General features: G+C 67.2%; 15 protein-coding genes. 4 read left to right on the top strand and 11 right to left on the bottom strand.

Going from position 1 to position 15,912, the window contains the following annotated elements; all coding sequences use genetic code 11:
- The first annotated feature begins 155 nt into the window (after window positions 1–155).
- Window positions 156–1,433 (top strand): cytochrome P450, encoded by a 1,278-nt coding sequence (locus AB0N05_RS33935; RefSeq protein ID WP_364701573.1) that lies wholly within the window; start codon window positions 156–158, stop codon window positions 1,431–1,433.
- Between the two features lie 170 nt (window positions 1,434–1,603).
- On the opposite strand, the gene AB0N05_RS33940 is transcribed toward AB0N05_RS33935, so the two are convergent.
- The 6 genes from AB0N05_RS33940 to AB0N05_RS33965 form a co-directional block, all read right to left on the bottom strand.
- A complete protein-coding gene (locus tag AB0N05_RS33940) occupies window positions 1,604–1,990 on the bottom strand; it encodes a VOC family protein (protein ID WP_364701575.1) in 387 nt (128 codons plus the stop codon).
- Between the two features lie 295 nt (window positions 1,991–2,285).
- A complete protein-coding gene (locus AB0N05_RS33945) occupies window positions 2,286–3,143 on the bottom strand; it encodes a fructosamine kinase family protein (protein WP_364701577.1) in 858 nt (285 codons plus the stop codon).
- 36 nt (window positions 3,144–3,179) lie between these two features.
- Window positions 3,180–3,923, bottom strand: coding sequence for an AAA family ATPase (locus AB0N05_RS33950; RefSeq protein ID WP_364701579.1), 744 nt, complete (start codon window positions 3,921–3,923; stop codon window positions 3,180–3,182).
- 70 nt (window positions 3,924–3,993) lie between these two features.
- On the bottom strand, window positions 3,994–4,785 hold the full coding sequence (locus AB0N05_RS33955) for a helix-turn-helix transcriptional regulator (protein WP_364701582.1): 792 nt from the start codon (window positions 4,783–4,785) through the stop codon (window positions 3,994–3,996).
- A 65-nt stretch (window positions 4,786–4,850) separates the two neighbouring features.
- Window positions 4,851–5,717 carry an NAD(P)H-binding protein gene (locus AB0N05_RS33960; protein WP_364701585.1) on the bottom strand — a complete coding sequence of 289 codons (867 nt, stop codon included), beginning with the start codon at window positions 5,715–5,717 and terminating at the stop codon, window positions 4,851–4,853.
- Between the two features lie 151 nt (window positions 5,718–5,868).
- On the bottom strand, window positions 5,869–6,084 hold the full coding sequence (locus AB0N05_RS33965) for a hypothetical protein (protein ID WP_364701587.1): 216 nt from the start codon (window positions 6,082–6,084) through the stop codon (window positions 5,869–5,871).
- A gap of 234 nt (window positions 6,085–6,318) precedes the next feature.
- Here AB0N05_RS33965 and AB0N05_RS33970 point away from each other — a divergent pair, with 234 nt between their 5' ends.
- Window positions 6,319–7,155, top strand: coding sequence for an SDR family NAD(P)-dependent oxidoreductase (locus tag AB0N05_RS33970; RefSeq protein ID WP_364701589.1), 837 nt, complete (start codon window positions 6,319–6,321; stop codon window positions 7,153–7,155).
- A 94-nt stretch (window positions 7,156–7,249) separates the two neighbouring features.
- On the opposite strand, the gene AB0N05_RS33975 is transcribed toward AB0N05_RS33970, so the two are convergent.
- The 3 genes from AB0N05_RS33975 to AB0N05_RS33985 form a co-directional block, all read right to left on the bottom strand.
- Complete coding sequence (locus tag AB0N05_RS33975; protein ID WP_364701592.1) at window positions 7,250–8,491, bottom strand: hypothetical protein; 1,242 nt, start codon at window positions 8,489–8,491, stop codon at window positions 7,250–7,252.
- Between the two features lie 32 nt (window positions 8,492–8,523).
- Window positions 8,524–10,236: a protein kinase gene (locus AB0N05_RS33980; protein ID WP_364701595.1), complete on the bottom strand. Its 1,713-nt coding sequence runs from the start codon at window positions 10,234–10,236 to the stop codon at window positions 8,524–8,526.
- Between the two features lie 316 nt (window positions 10,237–10,552).
- On the bottom strand, window positions 10,553–11,110 hold the full coding sequence (locus tag AB0N05_RS33985) for a sugar O-acetyltransferase (RefSeq protein ID WP_364701598.1): 558 nt from the start codon (window positions 11,108–11,110) through the stop codon (window positions 10,553–10,555).
- Between the two features lie 110 nt (window positions 11,111–11,220).
- Here AB0N05_RS33985 and AB0N05_RS33990 point away from each other — a divergent pair, with 110 nt between their 5' ends.
- Together AB0N05_RS33990 and AB0N05_RS33995 are read left to right on the top strand one after the other, a co-directional pair.
- Entirely contained in the window at window positions 11,221–12,114 is an 894-nt protein-coding gene (locus AB0N05_RS33990) for a TIGR03619 family F420-dependent LLM class oxidoreductase (RefSeq protein ID WP_364701601.1), read from the top strand.
- Window positions 12,115–12,175: 61 nt separating this feature from the next.
- On the top strand, window positions 12,176–12,529 hold the full coding sequence (locus AB0N05_RS33995) for a DUF1801 domain-containing protein (protein WP_364701604.1): 354 nt from the start codon (window positions 12,176–12,178) through the stop codon (window positions 12,527–12,529).
- Between the two features lie 10 nt (window positions 12,530–12,539).
- Here the strand turns inward: AB0N05_RS33995 and AB0N05_RS34000 are convergent, their stop codons facing one another.
- Window positions 12,540–14,783: a DUF4153 domain-containing protein gene (locus AB0N05_RS34000; protein WP_364701607.1), complete on the bottom strand. Its 2,244-nt coding sequence runs from the start codon at window positions 14,781–14,783 to the stop codon at window positions 12,540–12,542.
- Between the two features lie 72 nt (window positions 14,784–14,855).
- A complete protein-coding gene (locus AB0N05_RS34005) occupies window positions 14,856–15,875 on the bottom strand; it encodes a HAMP domain-containing sensor histidine kinase (protein WP_364701710.1) in 1,020 nt (339 codons plus the stop codon).
- Window positions 15,876–15,912: the final 37 nt, after the last annotated feature.

Here is a 15,912-nt window from a genome sequence, read left to right on the forward strand (position 1 = left end):
ATCGTATGGGAGCCCCGAAACGAGAGACCGCGCGGCATCGAATGCGGGCCCGAACCCCTGCGCAAAGGGTTGCGGCTCAAGCACACTGGGCACCCAACAGACATATGGACGATCACCGGCACGCCGGACGGGGCCAGCCGGACAAGGAGGCTGACATGACCATCGCCGAACCATCCGGCGCGACCCTGTACTCCCAGCTCTTCGACCCGGAGGTCCGGCCCGACCCCTATCCGCTGTACGAGCAGCTCCGCGCCCGAGGGCCCGTCCGGCTGCCCGGCACGCCCTTCGTCCTGCTCACCCGGCACGCCGACTGCGCCGCCCTGCTGCGTGATCCGCGCGCCAGCGTCGAACACGCCGCACCCAAGCTCCGATTCGGATTCCTGCCCTCCGGCGCGACCGCCCCGGTAAGCCCGGCCGAACAACCCGCACTCAAACCCCCGCCCCGGACCAATCCGTCATTCCTGTTCCTCGACCCACCCGACCACACCCGGCTGCGCCGCCTCGTGCAGAAGGCCTTCACACCCCATGTGATTGCCGAACTCGCCCCGCGCATCACCGAATTCGTGGACGGCGTTCTGGACCGCTCCGCCGCCCTCGGCGCCTTCGACGCCGTCGAGGACCTCGGCTACCCGCTGCCCATCACCGTCATCTGCTGGCTCCTGGACATCCCCGTGCGCGACATACCCGACCTGCGCCGCCTGTCCTCCGGACTGGCAAGCCTGCTCGACCCGGCCGCACCCAATCACCCCGGCTTCGGCGCCGACCTCGCCCAAATGGTCACCGCCCGCGCCGAACTCGACGCCTACTTCGCCCACCTGGCCGCCGACCGCCGCAACCATCCCGGCCCCGACCTGCTCACGCACCTCATCACCGCCGAGGACGCCGGGGACCAACTCACCCACGAGGAACTCATCTCCACCTGCGGGTTGCTCCTCATGGCACGGCACGAAACCACGGTCAACCTCATCTCCAACACCCTGCTCGCGCTGCTGCGCCGACCCGAACTGCTGGCCGCCGTGCGCGAAGACCCGGAGCTCGAGCCGATCGCTCTCGAGGAATCCCTGCGGTACGACCCGCCCGTGCAGCTCATCCCTCGGGTGGCAAGCACCGACATGCGTATCGGCGACACCGATCTCACCAAGGGCGAAGTCATCATCGGCATTCTCGCGGCCGCCAATCGCGACCCCGAAGTCTTCCCGGACCCCGCAGCCTTCGACCTGCACCGCGAGAACCGTCACCTGTCCTTCGGACTCGGCACCCACTTCTGCCTCGGCGCACCGCTCGCCCGGCTCGAATCCCGCATCGCGATATCGCGTTTCGCCCAGCGAGTCCGCAACCCGCGCCTGCTCGTGGACCCGCCGCCGTACCGGCCGCAAGTCAACCTGCGCGGACCCGCCTCCCTGCCAATCGAATTCGACGCCATCACACCCTGACCAGCGCGAAAGGCCGCCCCTTCCTCATCAATGTGAGGAGATGAGGGGCTGGGACGTGACGTGTGCTGGGTGGCGAGTCCAGGTAGATAGTGTGTTGTAACTACATGCGCAGATGCGCATAGTGTTATTACCTAATCTAAGACGACAACCTCCATGCGGAGGCAGCCATTTCAGCCTTCATACAGCTCGAGCGGCAGATCGTCAGGATCGGCGAAGAACGCGAACCGCTTCCCCGTGTACTCGTCCACCCGCACCTCCTCCACATAAACCCCCTGCGCGGCCAGCTCGGCCACCGCCTCCCCCACATCCGGCACCACAAAAGCCAGATGCCGCAGCCCCGCAGCCTCCGGCCGCGAGGGCCGAGCCGGGGGTTCCGGAAACGAGAACAACTCCACCTGCCCACCATCCGGCAACGCCAAATCCAGCTTGTACGAACACCTTTCCGCCCGATAGTTCTCCGCCACCACCCGCAACCCCAGGACCTGCGTATAAAACGCCTTCGACCTCTGATAATCCGTCGCGATGATCGCCGCATGATGAATCCGCCGCAACTCCACCCGCCCGACGCTATCCCACCCCCCTCCCGATCCCGCGGCACCCGCCGCCACCGGCCCGTCGAGCCCAGACAACCACTCCCCTCCCCCAAGCTGTTTTTGACCTTGACCACGTCCGTATGTCGCCAGTCCCCAACCCTCTCGCTATACATGCATAGATGCGCATATCTACGTTTAGGTATTATTGTGATTGACTCAGCTGACCTCCGGGTGACCACGCCGCCGGTCAGCACGCCCCTGGGCGAACTCATCGGGAGTGCTGGGAAACCCCCGCGGCAGCACACGATCCCCTAGGCGATTACCCCGCCAGGGCGGAGGCTGCGGCGGCTAGCAGCTTGCCGCGGTACGAGCTACCGAAGAGCACGGCGTGGACCAGTAGCGGGTGTAGTTGGTGTAGTGAAATCCTTTGCTGCCAGCCTGGACTCAGGGGTGTGACCTCCTGGTACGCGGCCAGGATTCGGTTCAGGTGCGGGGCACCGAAGAGGGCGAGCATGGCCAGGTCGGTTTCGCGGTGGCCGCCGTGTGCGGCCGGGTCGATGAGCAGGGCGCGGCCGTTGGTCCAGAGGATGTTGCCTGACCATAGGTCGCCGTGGATGCGGCTGGGTGGTTCCGGTGGACCGGCGAGGTCATTGATGTGGGCGATGATTCGCTCGATCAGCTTGACGCCGTCGTGGCCTAGTACGGGTGCGGAGGCGGGGAGGAAGGGGGCGAGGCGTCGCTCGGCGTACCAGCTTCCCCACTCCCCTGTGCTCGGCGAATTGTCCAGTGGGAGTTCGGCTATGTAGCCGGGCCAGGGGGCGCCGTAGCTGTCCGGGGTGATGGCATGCAGTGTGGCCAGCTCGCGCCCGAATCGTTCCGCGACGGCCGGTGTCGCGGGTTCGGCTGATAGCCAAGGCAGTACGAGCATTCGTTCATCGGCGGCCAGGACCGGCGGGACGAGGGTCGCGTCACCGTCCGCGAGCCAGCACAGGCCCGCCGCCTCCGCGGGAAAGACGCCCACGCCCGGAGCATTCGGATCGAGCCGCGCCTTCACGAATACCGCACGCCCGGATGCCAATTCGGCTCGATACAGCGTCCACGCGTGATGGTCGCCGATTCGCTCCAGCCGGTCGACCCCTTCGCCCAGCAGCGAGGCGAGGTGCGATGTCACGTCCATAGCGTCACATTCTGAGGGCCGCGGGTGGTGTTCGGGTCAATCCAGTAGTTCGTCGAGGTATTTGGCGGGGTTGTCGAGGAAGGTGCGGGTGATTCGGTAGTGGTCGGTGTCCTCGTATTCGACGCGTTCGACACCAGTTTCGCCGATTTGGTAGATCCAGGAGTCTGGGTAGGACATCAGGATTGGGGAGTGGGTGGCTATCAGGAATTGGGATCGGGCGCGTACGAGTTCGTGCATGCGGGCGATCATTGCGAGTTGTCGGCTCGGCGATAGTGCGGCTTCGGGCTCGTCGAGGACGTAGAAGCCGTGGCCGCCGAAGCGGTGCATGAGGAGGGCGAAGAAGGATTCGCCGTGTGACTGTTCGTGGAGGGAGACGCCACCATAAGAACCGATCACGGGTGCTCCAAGGATGGAGTCGCTATCCATGTCCTCGATATTGGTGGCGACGTTGAAGAAGCTTTCCGCGCGCAGGAAGAACCCGTCCCGGGGCTTGTGTATGGACTTCACCAGCCGTAGATGCTCGTTGAGGACCGAATGGGAGCTGCGGGTCGAGAAGTTGAAGTTCTTGGTGCCGCCTTCCGGGTTGAAGCCCCAGGTCGTGGCGATGGCCTCCAAGAGCGTCGACTTTCCGCTGCCGTTCTCGCCTACGAGGAAGGTCACGCGGGGATGCAGCTCCAGCTCCGACAGCTCTCGTACCACCGGCAAGGAGAACGGATAGTCGTCGAAGGACGGCACTCCGGGCCGGTCCAGGACGGCCCGCCGGACGTAGGGGGCGTTCATCGGCGGGCATCCACGGCATCCATGGTCGGAATTGTCCGACAAACGACGGAATGTCCGCGCATGGGGTCGGTCAGTCGGCGGGGATGGCGATTCGTTCGCGGAGCAAGGTGGCGGTTTTCGCGTCGGCGGGGAAGAAGGCTTCGATGGCGAGTTCGGCGACGGTCACGTTCATCGGGGTGCCGAAGACCGTGGTGATGCTGAGGAACGCGAGATCGTCGCCGTCGATGCGGATGCGCAGCGGGACCACGGCCTGGTCGGGTTCGGGCAGGCCGGGTAGTTCCTCGCCGCCCGGGTATTCGCGCAGTTCCTTCAGCAGGGCGATCAATTCGGGTGCGCCGCTGACATCGATCTGGCGTTGCAGGCGCTCGAAGAGGTGGCCGCGCCATTCGGGCAGGTTGATGATGCGCCCGGCCAGGCCGTCGGGGTGCAGGCTCAGGCGCAGCGCATTGACCGGCGGTGCGAGCAGGCGCGGGTCGACGCCCTCGAGGAACAGCGCGATGCCCGCATTGGCGTCGACCATGTTCCAGCTGGCGTCCACGGCGAGTGCGGGGTGGGGTTCATGTCCGGTGAGGATTTGCCGTACCGCGGTGCGCACCGGTTCCATCCCTGGGGTGTCGAGCGCGGGTTCGGTGTAGACCGGCGCGTATCCGGCGGCGAGCAGCATGCGATTGCGTTCGCGTAGTGGAATATCCAGTTCCTCGGACAGGTGCAGCAGCATCTGGCGACTGGGTGTGGCGCGCCCGGTCTCGATGAAGCTGAGGTGCCGGGTGGAGGTCTCCGCGCGCCCGGCGAGTTCGAGTTGGCTCAGTCGCCGTGTCACTCGCCAGTGCCGCAGCAGGTCGCCTGCCGTTTGTGTACGCATGCCACCGATCGTACGAATCCCCGGCCACACAAACGATTACTCGCGAGGTAATGCCCGCCCGAACGTCAGTGCGCGGGCCGGTGAATCGCGAATTCGCCCAGCGTGATCGGCGGATGACCACCGTACTTCTCGATGCTCGGCGTCACCTGGTACAGCCCCGTCCCCTCCCCCAGCAGCCGGAAGATCTCCCACAACTTGGTGAGGTGATCCGCCGCATGCGCGCTGCCGTAGAACTCGAGCGCCCACTGATGCCAGGCATGGGGATCGGCATCGCGATACGTGCGCCCCAAGGTGCGGGCCGCATCCCCGATGGTCATCACATCCCCGGTCAACAGGAGCACCGGTTCCGCCGCGAGCTCCGGATCGGCGAGCAATGCCGCAGCCACCCGAGCCACATCCGTCGCGGCGACCAGCGGCAATTCGGTTTGCGCGGGCCCCATGGGCAAGCTCAGCGCGGCCCCTCCCCCGGTGTCGGCAATCAGCGCGAGGTTCTCATGAAACACCGCCGCCCGCAGATGAACAGCCCCCACATCGGCCCAATCCAGTATCTGTTCCGCCACATAGTGCTGCCGCATCCGAGGCGTCAATGCCTCCGCCCCCGCCGCCAACTGCGACACCGACACGACACGCCGCACCCCCGCCTCCCGAGCGGCCACCGCCAAAGCCCCGGCCGCATCGACCAGCCCATCGATCACGGGATAGGTGAAATAGATCCCCCGCACCCCCGCCACCGCCGCCCGGGTCACCGCGATATCGCGCAGATCCCCCACCACGACTTGTGCCCCGAGCGCCCGCAGCACCGTGGCGCGCCCATCATCGGTATGCACCAAGGCGCGCACCGGAATACCCCGCCCCAACAACTGCGCCGTCAGATGCCGCCCGGTCGACCCTTGTCGTCCCCCGGCAGCACCGGTGACAAGTACCGGCTCCATCCCCCAACGGTACGGCCCCCGCCCAAGCGCCACAGCAACTTTCACACTCTCGGCACCAGATCATGGTTTGCCGACATGAGCGACTTCACTACCGGCGCTCCTCACCCACGTTCGGCCCCGGTGATTGGGTGTGCGGGGAACCTCGGTGAAGTCAGCCCCGGTGCGGTGACCGCGTTCCCGTGCCGGTCGGCGGGGCGGGTGTGTCGGCGGACAGAATCGTCCCGTCGCTCAATCGGATTGCGACGCCGCGGTCCACGTGAATCCTGGGGTGGATGGCGGGCCCGAGCTTGAACCTGGCATGGGGTGGCAGCGGATTGCTCCGGGCGGGCAGCGCGGACGAGCCGGAAAAGTCTTGGGGATGCGCCATTGTCGGCTCCTTCGCCGAGACCGTCCGCCACCACCGCGAACGTATTGTCTCAGACGGTAGCGGGTGGCGGACGTCCTGTCGATACGGCAGCGAGCCGGATTTCACGCACCCGGATTATGCAATCGACCAAGCGGCCATTCACGTTGCGTGACAGAGACTTTCGCGATATCCAGATCACGGATTCCATGACGTACGGCATGACAGCACGCCGCCGGTATGGCAGGCTCGCCGTGCATGAAAACCATGCTGATCACGGGGGCCACATCCGGAATCGGTTTGGCCGCAGCGCGACAGCTCGCCGCCGAAGGACATCGACTCGCCCTGGTCGGACGCGATCAGGGCAAACTCACCGCAGCCGCCGACCAAGTCCGGGCCGCGGGCGCACCCGTGGTGGATACCTATCTGTGCGATATCGGATCTCAGGCATCCGTGCGGCAACTCGCCGAAGCCGTGCGCGCCGACCACGACCATCTCGACGTACTCGCCAATAACGCGGGCGGATTCCATATGCGCCGCACCGAAACCGACGACGGCGTCGAGGCCACCTTCGCCGTCAACCACCTCGGCGGCTTCCTGCTCACCGAACTCCTGCTGGACCTGCTGATCGCCTCCGCCCCCGCCCGCATTCTGTTCACCTCCTCGGTCTTGCACTATGGTTCGACCCTCGATTTCGATGACCTGAGCTTCCGCCACGGCTACACCCCCAATGCCGCCTACGGCCGCTCCAAGCTCGCCAATATCCTGTACGCCCGCGACCTGGCCCATCGCCTGCAGGGAACCGGCGTGACCGCCAACGCCTTCCACCCGGGCGCGGTCGCCACCAATATCTGGGACGCGGCCCCCAAGTTCACCAAACCCGCCCTCGCCCTGACCAAACGCCTGTTCATGATCACTCCGGAGGAAGGCGCGAAAGCCCTCACCTACCTGGCCACCGACCCCGACGTAGCCGCGGTCTCCGGCTGCTACTTCCAGCGCAATCGAGTCAAGGCCCCCACCGCCACCGCCCAAGACGACGCCGCCGCCCGCCGCCTCCACCTGGCCTGCGCCGAACTGACCGGCCTCCCAGCCTGATCCAACAAGATCAGGGAGCTCTGGTGGCGTGATTTCGAGTCATTCCGCGCCACCAGAGCTCCCTGATCTTGGACTGCGAACCCTGGGCGGTCGGCTAGTCGTCGGTTTTGACGAGAAGCGCGTATTGGGCGGCGGCCTTGCGTTGTGCGTCTTTGAGTTCATCGCTCGCGACGTAACCCACGTAGCGGTGGTACAAGACGAAGCAGAAGAAGCGCTGCTGGGAGACCTTGCTGGTGGTGTCCTCATCGCAGCGGATGTCGGGCACTCCGGCGGGCCCGTCGGCCTCGCGATAGTTTTCCGCGAGCACCTTCGGCGGGCCGTAGTACTTGCGCGCCGATTTGGCGTCGGGGAAGCGCATGACGCCGAAGAACGACACCTTCGCAAAAGCCTCGGCCGGGGCCAGTTTGGCGCTCTCGGGCCGGGCGTATTTGAGGTGAATGACCTGGGGGCCGTAGACGATTCCCGAATCCACGATGGGGTCGTCCCAGTTGGCGATGCTGTTCACCGGGACCGTGCTCTGGGTCGGGAAGGGCCATTCGCCGCGTTTGGCGGGGAGGGCGCGGCGCAGCATGCCGTCGCGGTCGAGTGCCAATCCGGCCAGGCCGTCGACGGGGGTGGGCTGAAATTTATCGAGTGCCGGTAATTGTGCGGCAAACGTCTTGGCCGCGATATCGCTCAGCGCCGGGAGGTCGGTGCTCGGCAGTTCGGTCAGGACGCTCACCACGAACGAGCCGTGCGCGAGGGTGGCCGCCATGGTCGGCACGGTGGGACGCCAATGACCGCGCGCCGCAGCGTATCCGGGCACGGTGACCGCGACATTGTCCGGGCTGACCGCGAAGTCCGCGGCATCGATCCCGTCCGCGGCGGCCTTCGCGGTCGCGTCGTCCGGAAAACGCAAGAGCGTCACAGACAGTCGATGCATCTTGCCCACCTGTGCGGCGCGGCCCTCGGTATCGGTGCCCCCGACCCAGAACCCGGCGACCATGCGCTGCTGATCGAGCACCGATTTGACGGCGTCGCCCAGGCGGCGGGTCACGTAATCCGAGGTCGGCAGGGCGGCGACACCGACACTCAGGCTGTACTTGGCCGCCGGATCGGCCAGCACCGGATCGATCATCGCCTCGCCCATGCGCACCGATTCGATGAGCTTGCCGTACTTGCCATCCGGCGCGGAGGGCGCATTCATGGGCTCGGTGCTGTAGTCACCGACGTCCAGCTTGCTCAGGTCCACATGGGTCTCGCTCGGATGGCCCGCCGTCGTACAGCCCGAGGCGAGCACGCAGACGACCGCGAGCGCGACTGTCGAGATCAGCGTCCGGGTTCGTGCCACGATCATGGTTCTCATATCTTTCGCCGGGAGGGAACGAATCAGAGCGGCGCGCTCGGCCACCAGCGCTGCAGAAGGTCGGTTCCGGTGGTTCCGCCGACCACCGTCAGCGAGCAGAAGTATCGGGCGGGATTGTCGAAGAACACCTGCAGCACGCCGCGCACCCGGCCCGGCGTGAGTTCGCTCTTCCCCCAGACCAGATGGCCCGAACCCGAGGATCGGGTCCAATCCTGGCGACCCTCGACGGTGAGGGCGCTGTCCGCAGTCGCAGGCATCGGTGTGCGGTCGGTCAGGCACATGAAAGTCATGGCATCGGCGGGCGGAGCCACACCGGCGCAGAAGATCGAGGCGGTGGTCTTCGGGGCCACATCGGCGGAGACCTCGTTGTCGTTCTCATCCGTGGGATAGCAGCTGCCGGAACCGCCGATATTGACCGTCGACGGCCGATCCGGCAGCAGCGCCGGGAAGGCGGCGACGATGAAGCCGTAGGACTTCCACGCCGGATAGCTGTCGGCGGACACGGAGGTGGTGGCCGTCGCCGGGCCCGAGGCGACGGGCGGCGTATCAGGGCCATTTTTGCCGCGCAATGCAACAACACCGACGGTGACCAGAAGAATGAGAACGACTGCACCGATTCCGATTCCGAGGCGCAGGCCGAGTCTACGGGGTGGGCGGGTGCCGAGGGACTGCAGCGGTGCCAGCATCGACGGCTGCGACAGTCGCGGCATCGACGGTTCCGGTGGCCGCGGATTCGACCACTGCGATACTCCGGGCGACGACGGCTGCGATTGGTGTGGCATCGACGGCTGCGATTGATGCGGCATCGACGAGAGCGGGTGTCGCGGCATGGATGAGTCCGGCGGCTGCGCGATCGGCGGCATCGATTGCCGGACCGTCGGCGGTTCCGCGGCCGAACGGTGAAAGGCCGCCAGGGCATCGGCGGCCAGCGCACCACAGCTCGGGTAGCGCCAGGCGGGATCTTTCGCCATGGCGCGGGCGATCACGGCATCCAACTCGATGGGCAGACCGCGCCCCGCCTGCGAGGGCCGCGGCGGCTGCTCATACAGATGCGCCCAGACCACCGAACCGGGATCCTTGCGCGGGAACGGCAGTGCGCCGGTCAGCATTTGATACAGCGTGCAGCCCAGGGCATAGACGTCGGTGCGATGATCCACCGGTTGGTCCTGCAACTGCTCGGGCGCGACATAGGCGAGCGTGCCCACCATCGAACCCGAGCCGGTCAATCGGCCGGTGTCATCGGCCGAGCGCGCAATGCCGAAGTCGGTGACCAGGACTCGGTCGCTGCCGTCCCGGCCGCGGGTGACCATGATGTTGGCCGGTTTCACATCCCGGTGCACCAGGCCCGCGCCATGGATCTCATCGAGCCCGCGCGCCGCCTGACCGATAATGAACAGCGTCCGCTCCGGCGGCAGCACCGACGCGCCCTCACGGATCAACTGGGCGGCGTCGATACCGTCCACATACTGCATGGCGATCCACAGGCGCCCGTCATGAATCCCCCGGTCATGCACGGCCACCAGATTCGGATGATCCAGCTGCGCGGCCATTTCCGCCTCACGCAGGAACCTGGCATTGAACTCCGGATCCTCCGATTGGTTCGGCCCCAGAATCTTCAGCGCCTCCTTGCGCGGCAGCCGCGGATGCTGGGCCCGATACACGAAAGCCATTCCGCCGGAACCGAGTCTGCGCTCGATGCGGTAGCCCGCGAAAACGGACCCCTCCAGCGCGTCCAACCTAGCCCCCTCGAAATATGCTCGGACGCCCGCAATGTCGCGACCTCGGCCGTCGGTGCCCTGCGAAGCAGACGATTCCACCGATCGACCGGACCGCACGGGCATCCGTCGCCCGAGCGTATCAAGGCGACACGCCGACGGCAGTCCGGTTCTCCACCTCCGGGAACCTCACGCGACCCGACTTCCTCCGATCGCGGCACGACCTCCCCACGCCCAGCCCCCACCGCTCAGCAAGATCAGGGAGCACTGGTGGTGGAAAATCGGTCCGCTGGACGCCACCAGCGCTCCCTGATCTTGGTCGGCGCACTGGGCGCGGCTAGAGGGGGCGGATTACTCGGGCGGGGTTGCCTGCGGCGAAGACCTTTTCGGGGAGATCTCGGGTGACTACGCTGCCCGCGCCGACGACGGTGTTCGGGCCGATGGTGACTCCGGGGCAGACGATGACGCCGCCGCCGAGCCAGACATTGTCGCCGATTGTGATGGGGGCGGCGGTTTCCCAGCGTTGGCGGCGGAGTTCGTGGTCTTGCATCGGGTGCAGGGCGGTGAGGAGTTGGGCCCGGGGGCCGATGGAGACGTCATTGCCGATGGTCACGGGGGCGCAGTCGAGGATGATGGCGTCGTAGTTGAGGAAGCTGTTGTGGCCCAGGCGGATCAGGTGGCCGTAGTCGCATTGGAAGCGGGGCATGATCCAGGAGCCTTCGCCGATCTCGCCGAGCAGGTCCTCGAGGATGCCGCGGCGCTGGGCGTCCTCACCGGCGGTGGTGGCATTGAACTTGTCCAGGAGCTGCTGACAGCGCAGGCGCTCGGCGACGAGTTCGGGATCATTGTCGCGGTAGAGGTCACCGCGCAGCATGGCGTTCTTGTGTTCACCCACGCCGACCATCCTGCGTGGCGACGCCGGGTCGCGCATACCAGGCTGGTCAGAGGCATCGGGCGGGGCGGGCGGTGGGCTGCGAGGTTGCGGCGATCTGGTATCACCGAAGGGTGAAGATCGGATTCTCGCTTCCCCAGTACGGGTCACAGGCTCGGCAAGGCGCGCAGGTCGCGCGGTTCGCCACCGAGATGGAAAGGGCGGGGGCCGATAGTCTCTGGGTCGGGGAACGGCTCATCGCGGCGACGAATCCGAAGGTCGGGTACGGCGGCAAGGACACCATTCCCGAGGAATTCAATTCGATCCTGGATCCGTTCCTGGTGCTGGGCATTGCGGCCGCGGTCACCGAGCGGGTGCTGCTGGGCACCAATGTGCTGATCGCGCCGCTGCATCGGCCCGCACTGCTGGCACGGTCGCTGACCACCCTCGATGTGGTGAGTCAGGGACGGCTGCTGCCGGGATTCGGGATCGGATGGTCACCGGAAGAGTACGAGGCGGCGGGGGTGCCGTTCACGCATCGGGGTGCGCGACTGGACGAGACTCTCGATGCGCTGGAAGCCATCTGGACCAGCGATCCGGCGGGGTATGAGGGACGGTTCGTCCGCGTGCCCGAGCATCGCAATGAGCTGACGCGGGCGCAGCGGCCACCCATCTACCTCGGGGCATTCAACCCGGCGGGGCTCGCACGGGTCGGACGGCGCGGCGACGGATGGCTGCCGGTGGTTCCGGTGCCCGGGCCGCCGGGATGGGGCAAGCAGTTGCTGACATTGCGCTCGGTGGTCGATCAGGCGGCTCGAGATGCCGGGCGCGACCCGCAGGCCATCGACACCATCGTCCGCGTGAATGTCGCGGCCGGGACCGATCCGGCGCTCGTGGCCTCGACCATCGAACAGGTCGCGGCCGATACCGGATTCGAGCATTTCTTCATCGACCTCCTGTATGTGGCGGACTCGGTGGATGCCGCGCTGGACACGGCGACCGGGCTGCTGGGGCGGCTGCGCGACTGACCGGTACGGTCGAATCCGAGCATTGCTGTGTGAACCCGGCCCAATGTGGAAGGTGACAGTCATGGCGAAGGTGTCGACGGTCGACGAGTACCTCGCGGGGTTATCGCCGGAGGTGCGCGAGGTACTCAGGAAAATGCGTGCCGCGATCCACGACGCGGTGCCGGACAGCACCGAGACCATCAGCTATGACATGCCGACCGTGCAGGTGAGCGGCAAACCGGTGGTCGGGTACGCCGGGTGGCGCAAGCACGTGAGCGTCTACCCGATACCGGCCGGGGACGAGGCCTTCCTGCGAGCCATCGAACCCTATCGAGCGGGCAAGGGAACGCTGAAGTTCCCGCTGGACAAGCCGATTCCCTATGACCTCATCGGCCGAGTGGCCGCGCTGCTCGCGGAGCAACGCGGCCACCGGTGAATTCCCGAGGTTATGGCCGCGCGGCCGATCGCGAGAGATTCCAGCTCTGCCAGCCGTCCTCGTCCAGTCGGGCGCGGATGGCCGCGAGGATCTTCGCCCGCTGCGCCTCCGGCAGCCGATCGGTGGCCGGAAGGATGTCCGCCGACAACTCGCTCAGATACCTGGCGTCCAGGTTCGCACCCGCCTGCCACCGGTCGATATTCCGGTCGGCCACAATCCGTTCCGGATTCAGCACGGCCAGTGCCAGCAAGGTGACCGCCGCCGCTCCGACCGCCGCGCGCGGCACCCAGGCCCGCCGCAATCGCACCAGACTGGCCAGCACCATCACATACACGAACCCGATCCACACCTCGAACACCTCCACCAGCAGTCGCAGCACGGTGAACCCGTACGCCTGCTGATACGTCCACATCCGGTGCAGCGCCGACGCCACGATGATGAGCGTCAGCACGCTCACCACCCCCACCGCGATCCGCAGCCAGAGCCGATCCCCCGCCGACTGCTGCCCCGCCCACCGCTGCACGACCGCGATCACCGCCAGCGTCAGCATGCTCACCGCCGACAGCTCCCAGAACCCACTGCGCGCATACTCCGCGTAGGTCAGCCCCGCGGTCCGCTGCACATACCCGTCGCCGCCGAACATGACCGCCAACTGCGTCGCCACGAACACCGCGAACACCACGGTCAGCGCCCCCATGGGCAGTGCCCACTCCACGCGCGAGAACCGCCGCCCCCCAACCGATTCGGTCGATCCGCTGCTCGGCGGTGGCCCCGCCAGCAGATACAACGCCCCCGCGGTCCCCATTCCCGCCACCGTGAACACGAACCCCCAGCGCCACCAGGCAGCCGCATCCAGCTCCGGAATCAACCCGTCCACCAACCGCGCGAACACCGCATCGGCCCCCGCCAGCAATGGCACCATCACCAGCAACAACCCCACCGTCACGATCAACGACATCCACACCCGCTGCCGAGCCCCACCCCGCGTCACCCGAACCCGCTCCAATCCCCGATACAGCCAAGGCGCCGACATCATCGCCGCCAACGGCACCGCGATCGAATCGAACAGCACCCCATGCACCGACCGCCGCCCCACAACAGCCACCGACCCGGCCACCCCCGCCCCCACCAAGCAACACACGAAAAGCCAAGGCGCAGCCCGAACCACCCCCACCCCCAACAACCCGAGCGCCACCCCAACCCAGAACACCCGCCCCCAATCGACGGCCCCGACCCGAGTCAACCCACCCCGCCCGACGATTCCCGGCCGATCCGTATCAACGGCCGACCCCTCACCCACGCGCTGCGCCCCCGCATTTTCCGGCCCACTCACCGCCGCTGCCTCCGTCGCGCGAACAGTTTCGGCGGTCGATGAATAGACCAAGGTGGACGAATCGCCCACCCCCACAGTGGCCTTCGCGGGTGACGCACCCGATGCCTCGTACTCCGCCGAGTCTTCCGCAACCGGCAGCGCCACACCTGCGCCACCGACCGCACCGGTGAGTGCGGGCCGTTCGAATGACGCGGCATCCCCCGCCGCGTGGGCAGTGTCGGCCGTGGCTGAAGCTGCCGAGGTGGACGAATCTCCCGGCCCAGCAGTGGGCTTCGCGGGTGAACCGTCCGAAGCCTCGGGCTCGGCCGAGTCTTCTTCGACTGGCACCGCCGCGCCGGTACCCTCGGCCGGTTCGGTGTCCATCAGCCGTTCAGCCACTTCGGGACGGTCTGGCTCAGGAGTGTGCTGCGACCCATTGAGGTCTGTTGCGCCACTGCTGGATTCATCGGCCGGGACACGCTCGGCAACAAGGGCGGACACTCCGGCAGCGCTCGACTCCGCAGCTCGCTCAGGTTGGTCGAGCTCCGTGCTGCCACTGCTGGATTCGGTAGGGGCGGCGGGCTTGTCGGGCGAGAGCGACGGGGTTCGGCGGGCGGTGCGGTCGACGGTGTAGATGGCGGCGGTGGTGGTGAGGCCCGCGAGGAGCCAGCCGAGGCCGGGGCGGTCGATCGGGATGAGGAGGACGGCGGCGAGGCCGGAGACGGCCACTGCGGGGAGGGCGAGGGGCGGGAGGGGGACTCGGGCGGAGCGGGGTGGGATGCGTTCGGGTTGGGTGGGATTCCGCATGGGAGGCAAGTTCGAGAGGGCGGCGATGCCGGATCGGGTGCCCTGGTGGGGCGTGGGTGGCGCGAGGTCCGGGGGTGGTGTGGATTGGTCGGGCCAGAGCGGGATTGTGGGGTCGGGGGTGGGGTGTTCGGGCATGGGAACCTCCGAGGGGTATGTGGGATCGGCCCGGGGCGCGGGGCGCGGCGGGATGGGAAGGGGGAGAATGGGTTAGGGGTTGGGGAGGGTTACGCGGATTCGGGAACCCGGGTCGGCGACCGCGATGGTGCCGCCGTGTAGTTCGACCATCCAGCGGGCTATGGCCAGGCCTAGGCCGGTGCCGCCGGTGGTGGCGCGGCCGCCGCGGGTGAAGCGTTCGAAGATGTGGGCGCGGTCGGCGACGGGGATGCCGGGGCCGTCGTCCTGGACTTCGATGATGGTGTGGGTGCGGACCGCGTGGGCTTGGATGCGGACTTCGCCGTGGGCGGGGCCGTGGCGGGTCGCATTGTCGAGGAGGTTGAGCAGGACCTGGTGCAGGCGGGCGCGATCGGCGCGAATGGTCAGGTCGGGGGTGGTGATGGTGAAGCGGACGGGGCGGTCGACGGCGGCGGCCATGACCTCGGCCTCGGCGACGACCTCCTTCAGGAGGGGTTCCAGGGGAATGGTTTCCAGGTCCAGGCGGACCGCGCCCGCTTCGATGCTGGACAGCGCCAGGAGTTCGGAGACCAGCAGGCTGAGGCGTTCGGTCTGGGCGAGGGCGGTGCGCAGGGTGGCCGGATCGGGTTCGGAGACGCCGTCGACCAGGTTTTCCAGCACCGCACCCAAAGCCGTGATGGGAGTGCGCAATTCGTGCGACACATTGGCGATGAACTCGCGGCGCTGCTGATCGGCGGCGGCCAGGTCGGCGGCCATCTGATTGAACGCCTCCGCCAGCTGCCCCACCTCGTCGCGGGAGGTGGCGCGCACCCGGCGCGAATAGTCGCCCTGCGCCATGCGTTTGGCGGCGGCGGTCATCTCGCGCAGCGGCAGCGTCATGCCGTGCGCCAGGAACTGCGAGGTCACCAGCGCGACGAACATGGCCGCGAGAGTGGTGCGCGGCGGCAGCCAGCCGATCTTGAGCGCGAAGAACCCGAACGCCATCGCACCCGAACCCAGCATGAGAATCGCCAGCTTCGCCTTGATGGACGGCACCCGGTCCAGCGGACGCGGCAGCACGTCCGCCACCCGTCGGACGACGGCATACAGGCGCATCGTCCACCCGATGGCTGCTTCGCCCGCCGCGCTCTCG

This window comes from Nocardia sp. NPDC051030, assembly GCF_040683015.1.
Lineage (GTDB): Bacteria > Actinomycetota > Actinomycetes > Mycobacteriales > Mycobacteriaceae > Nocardia.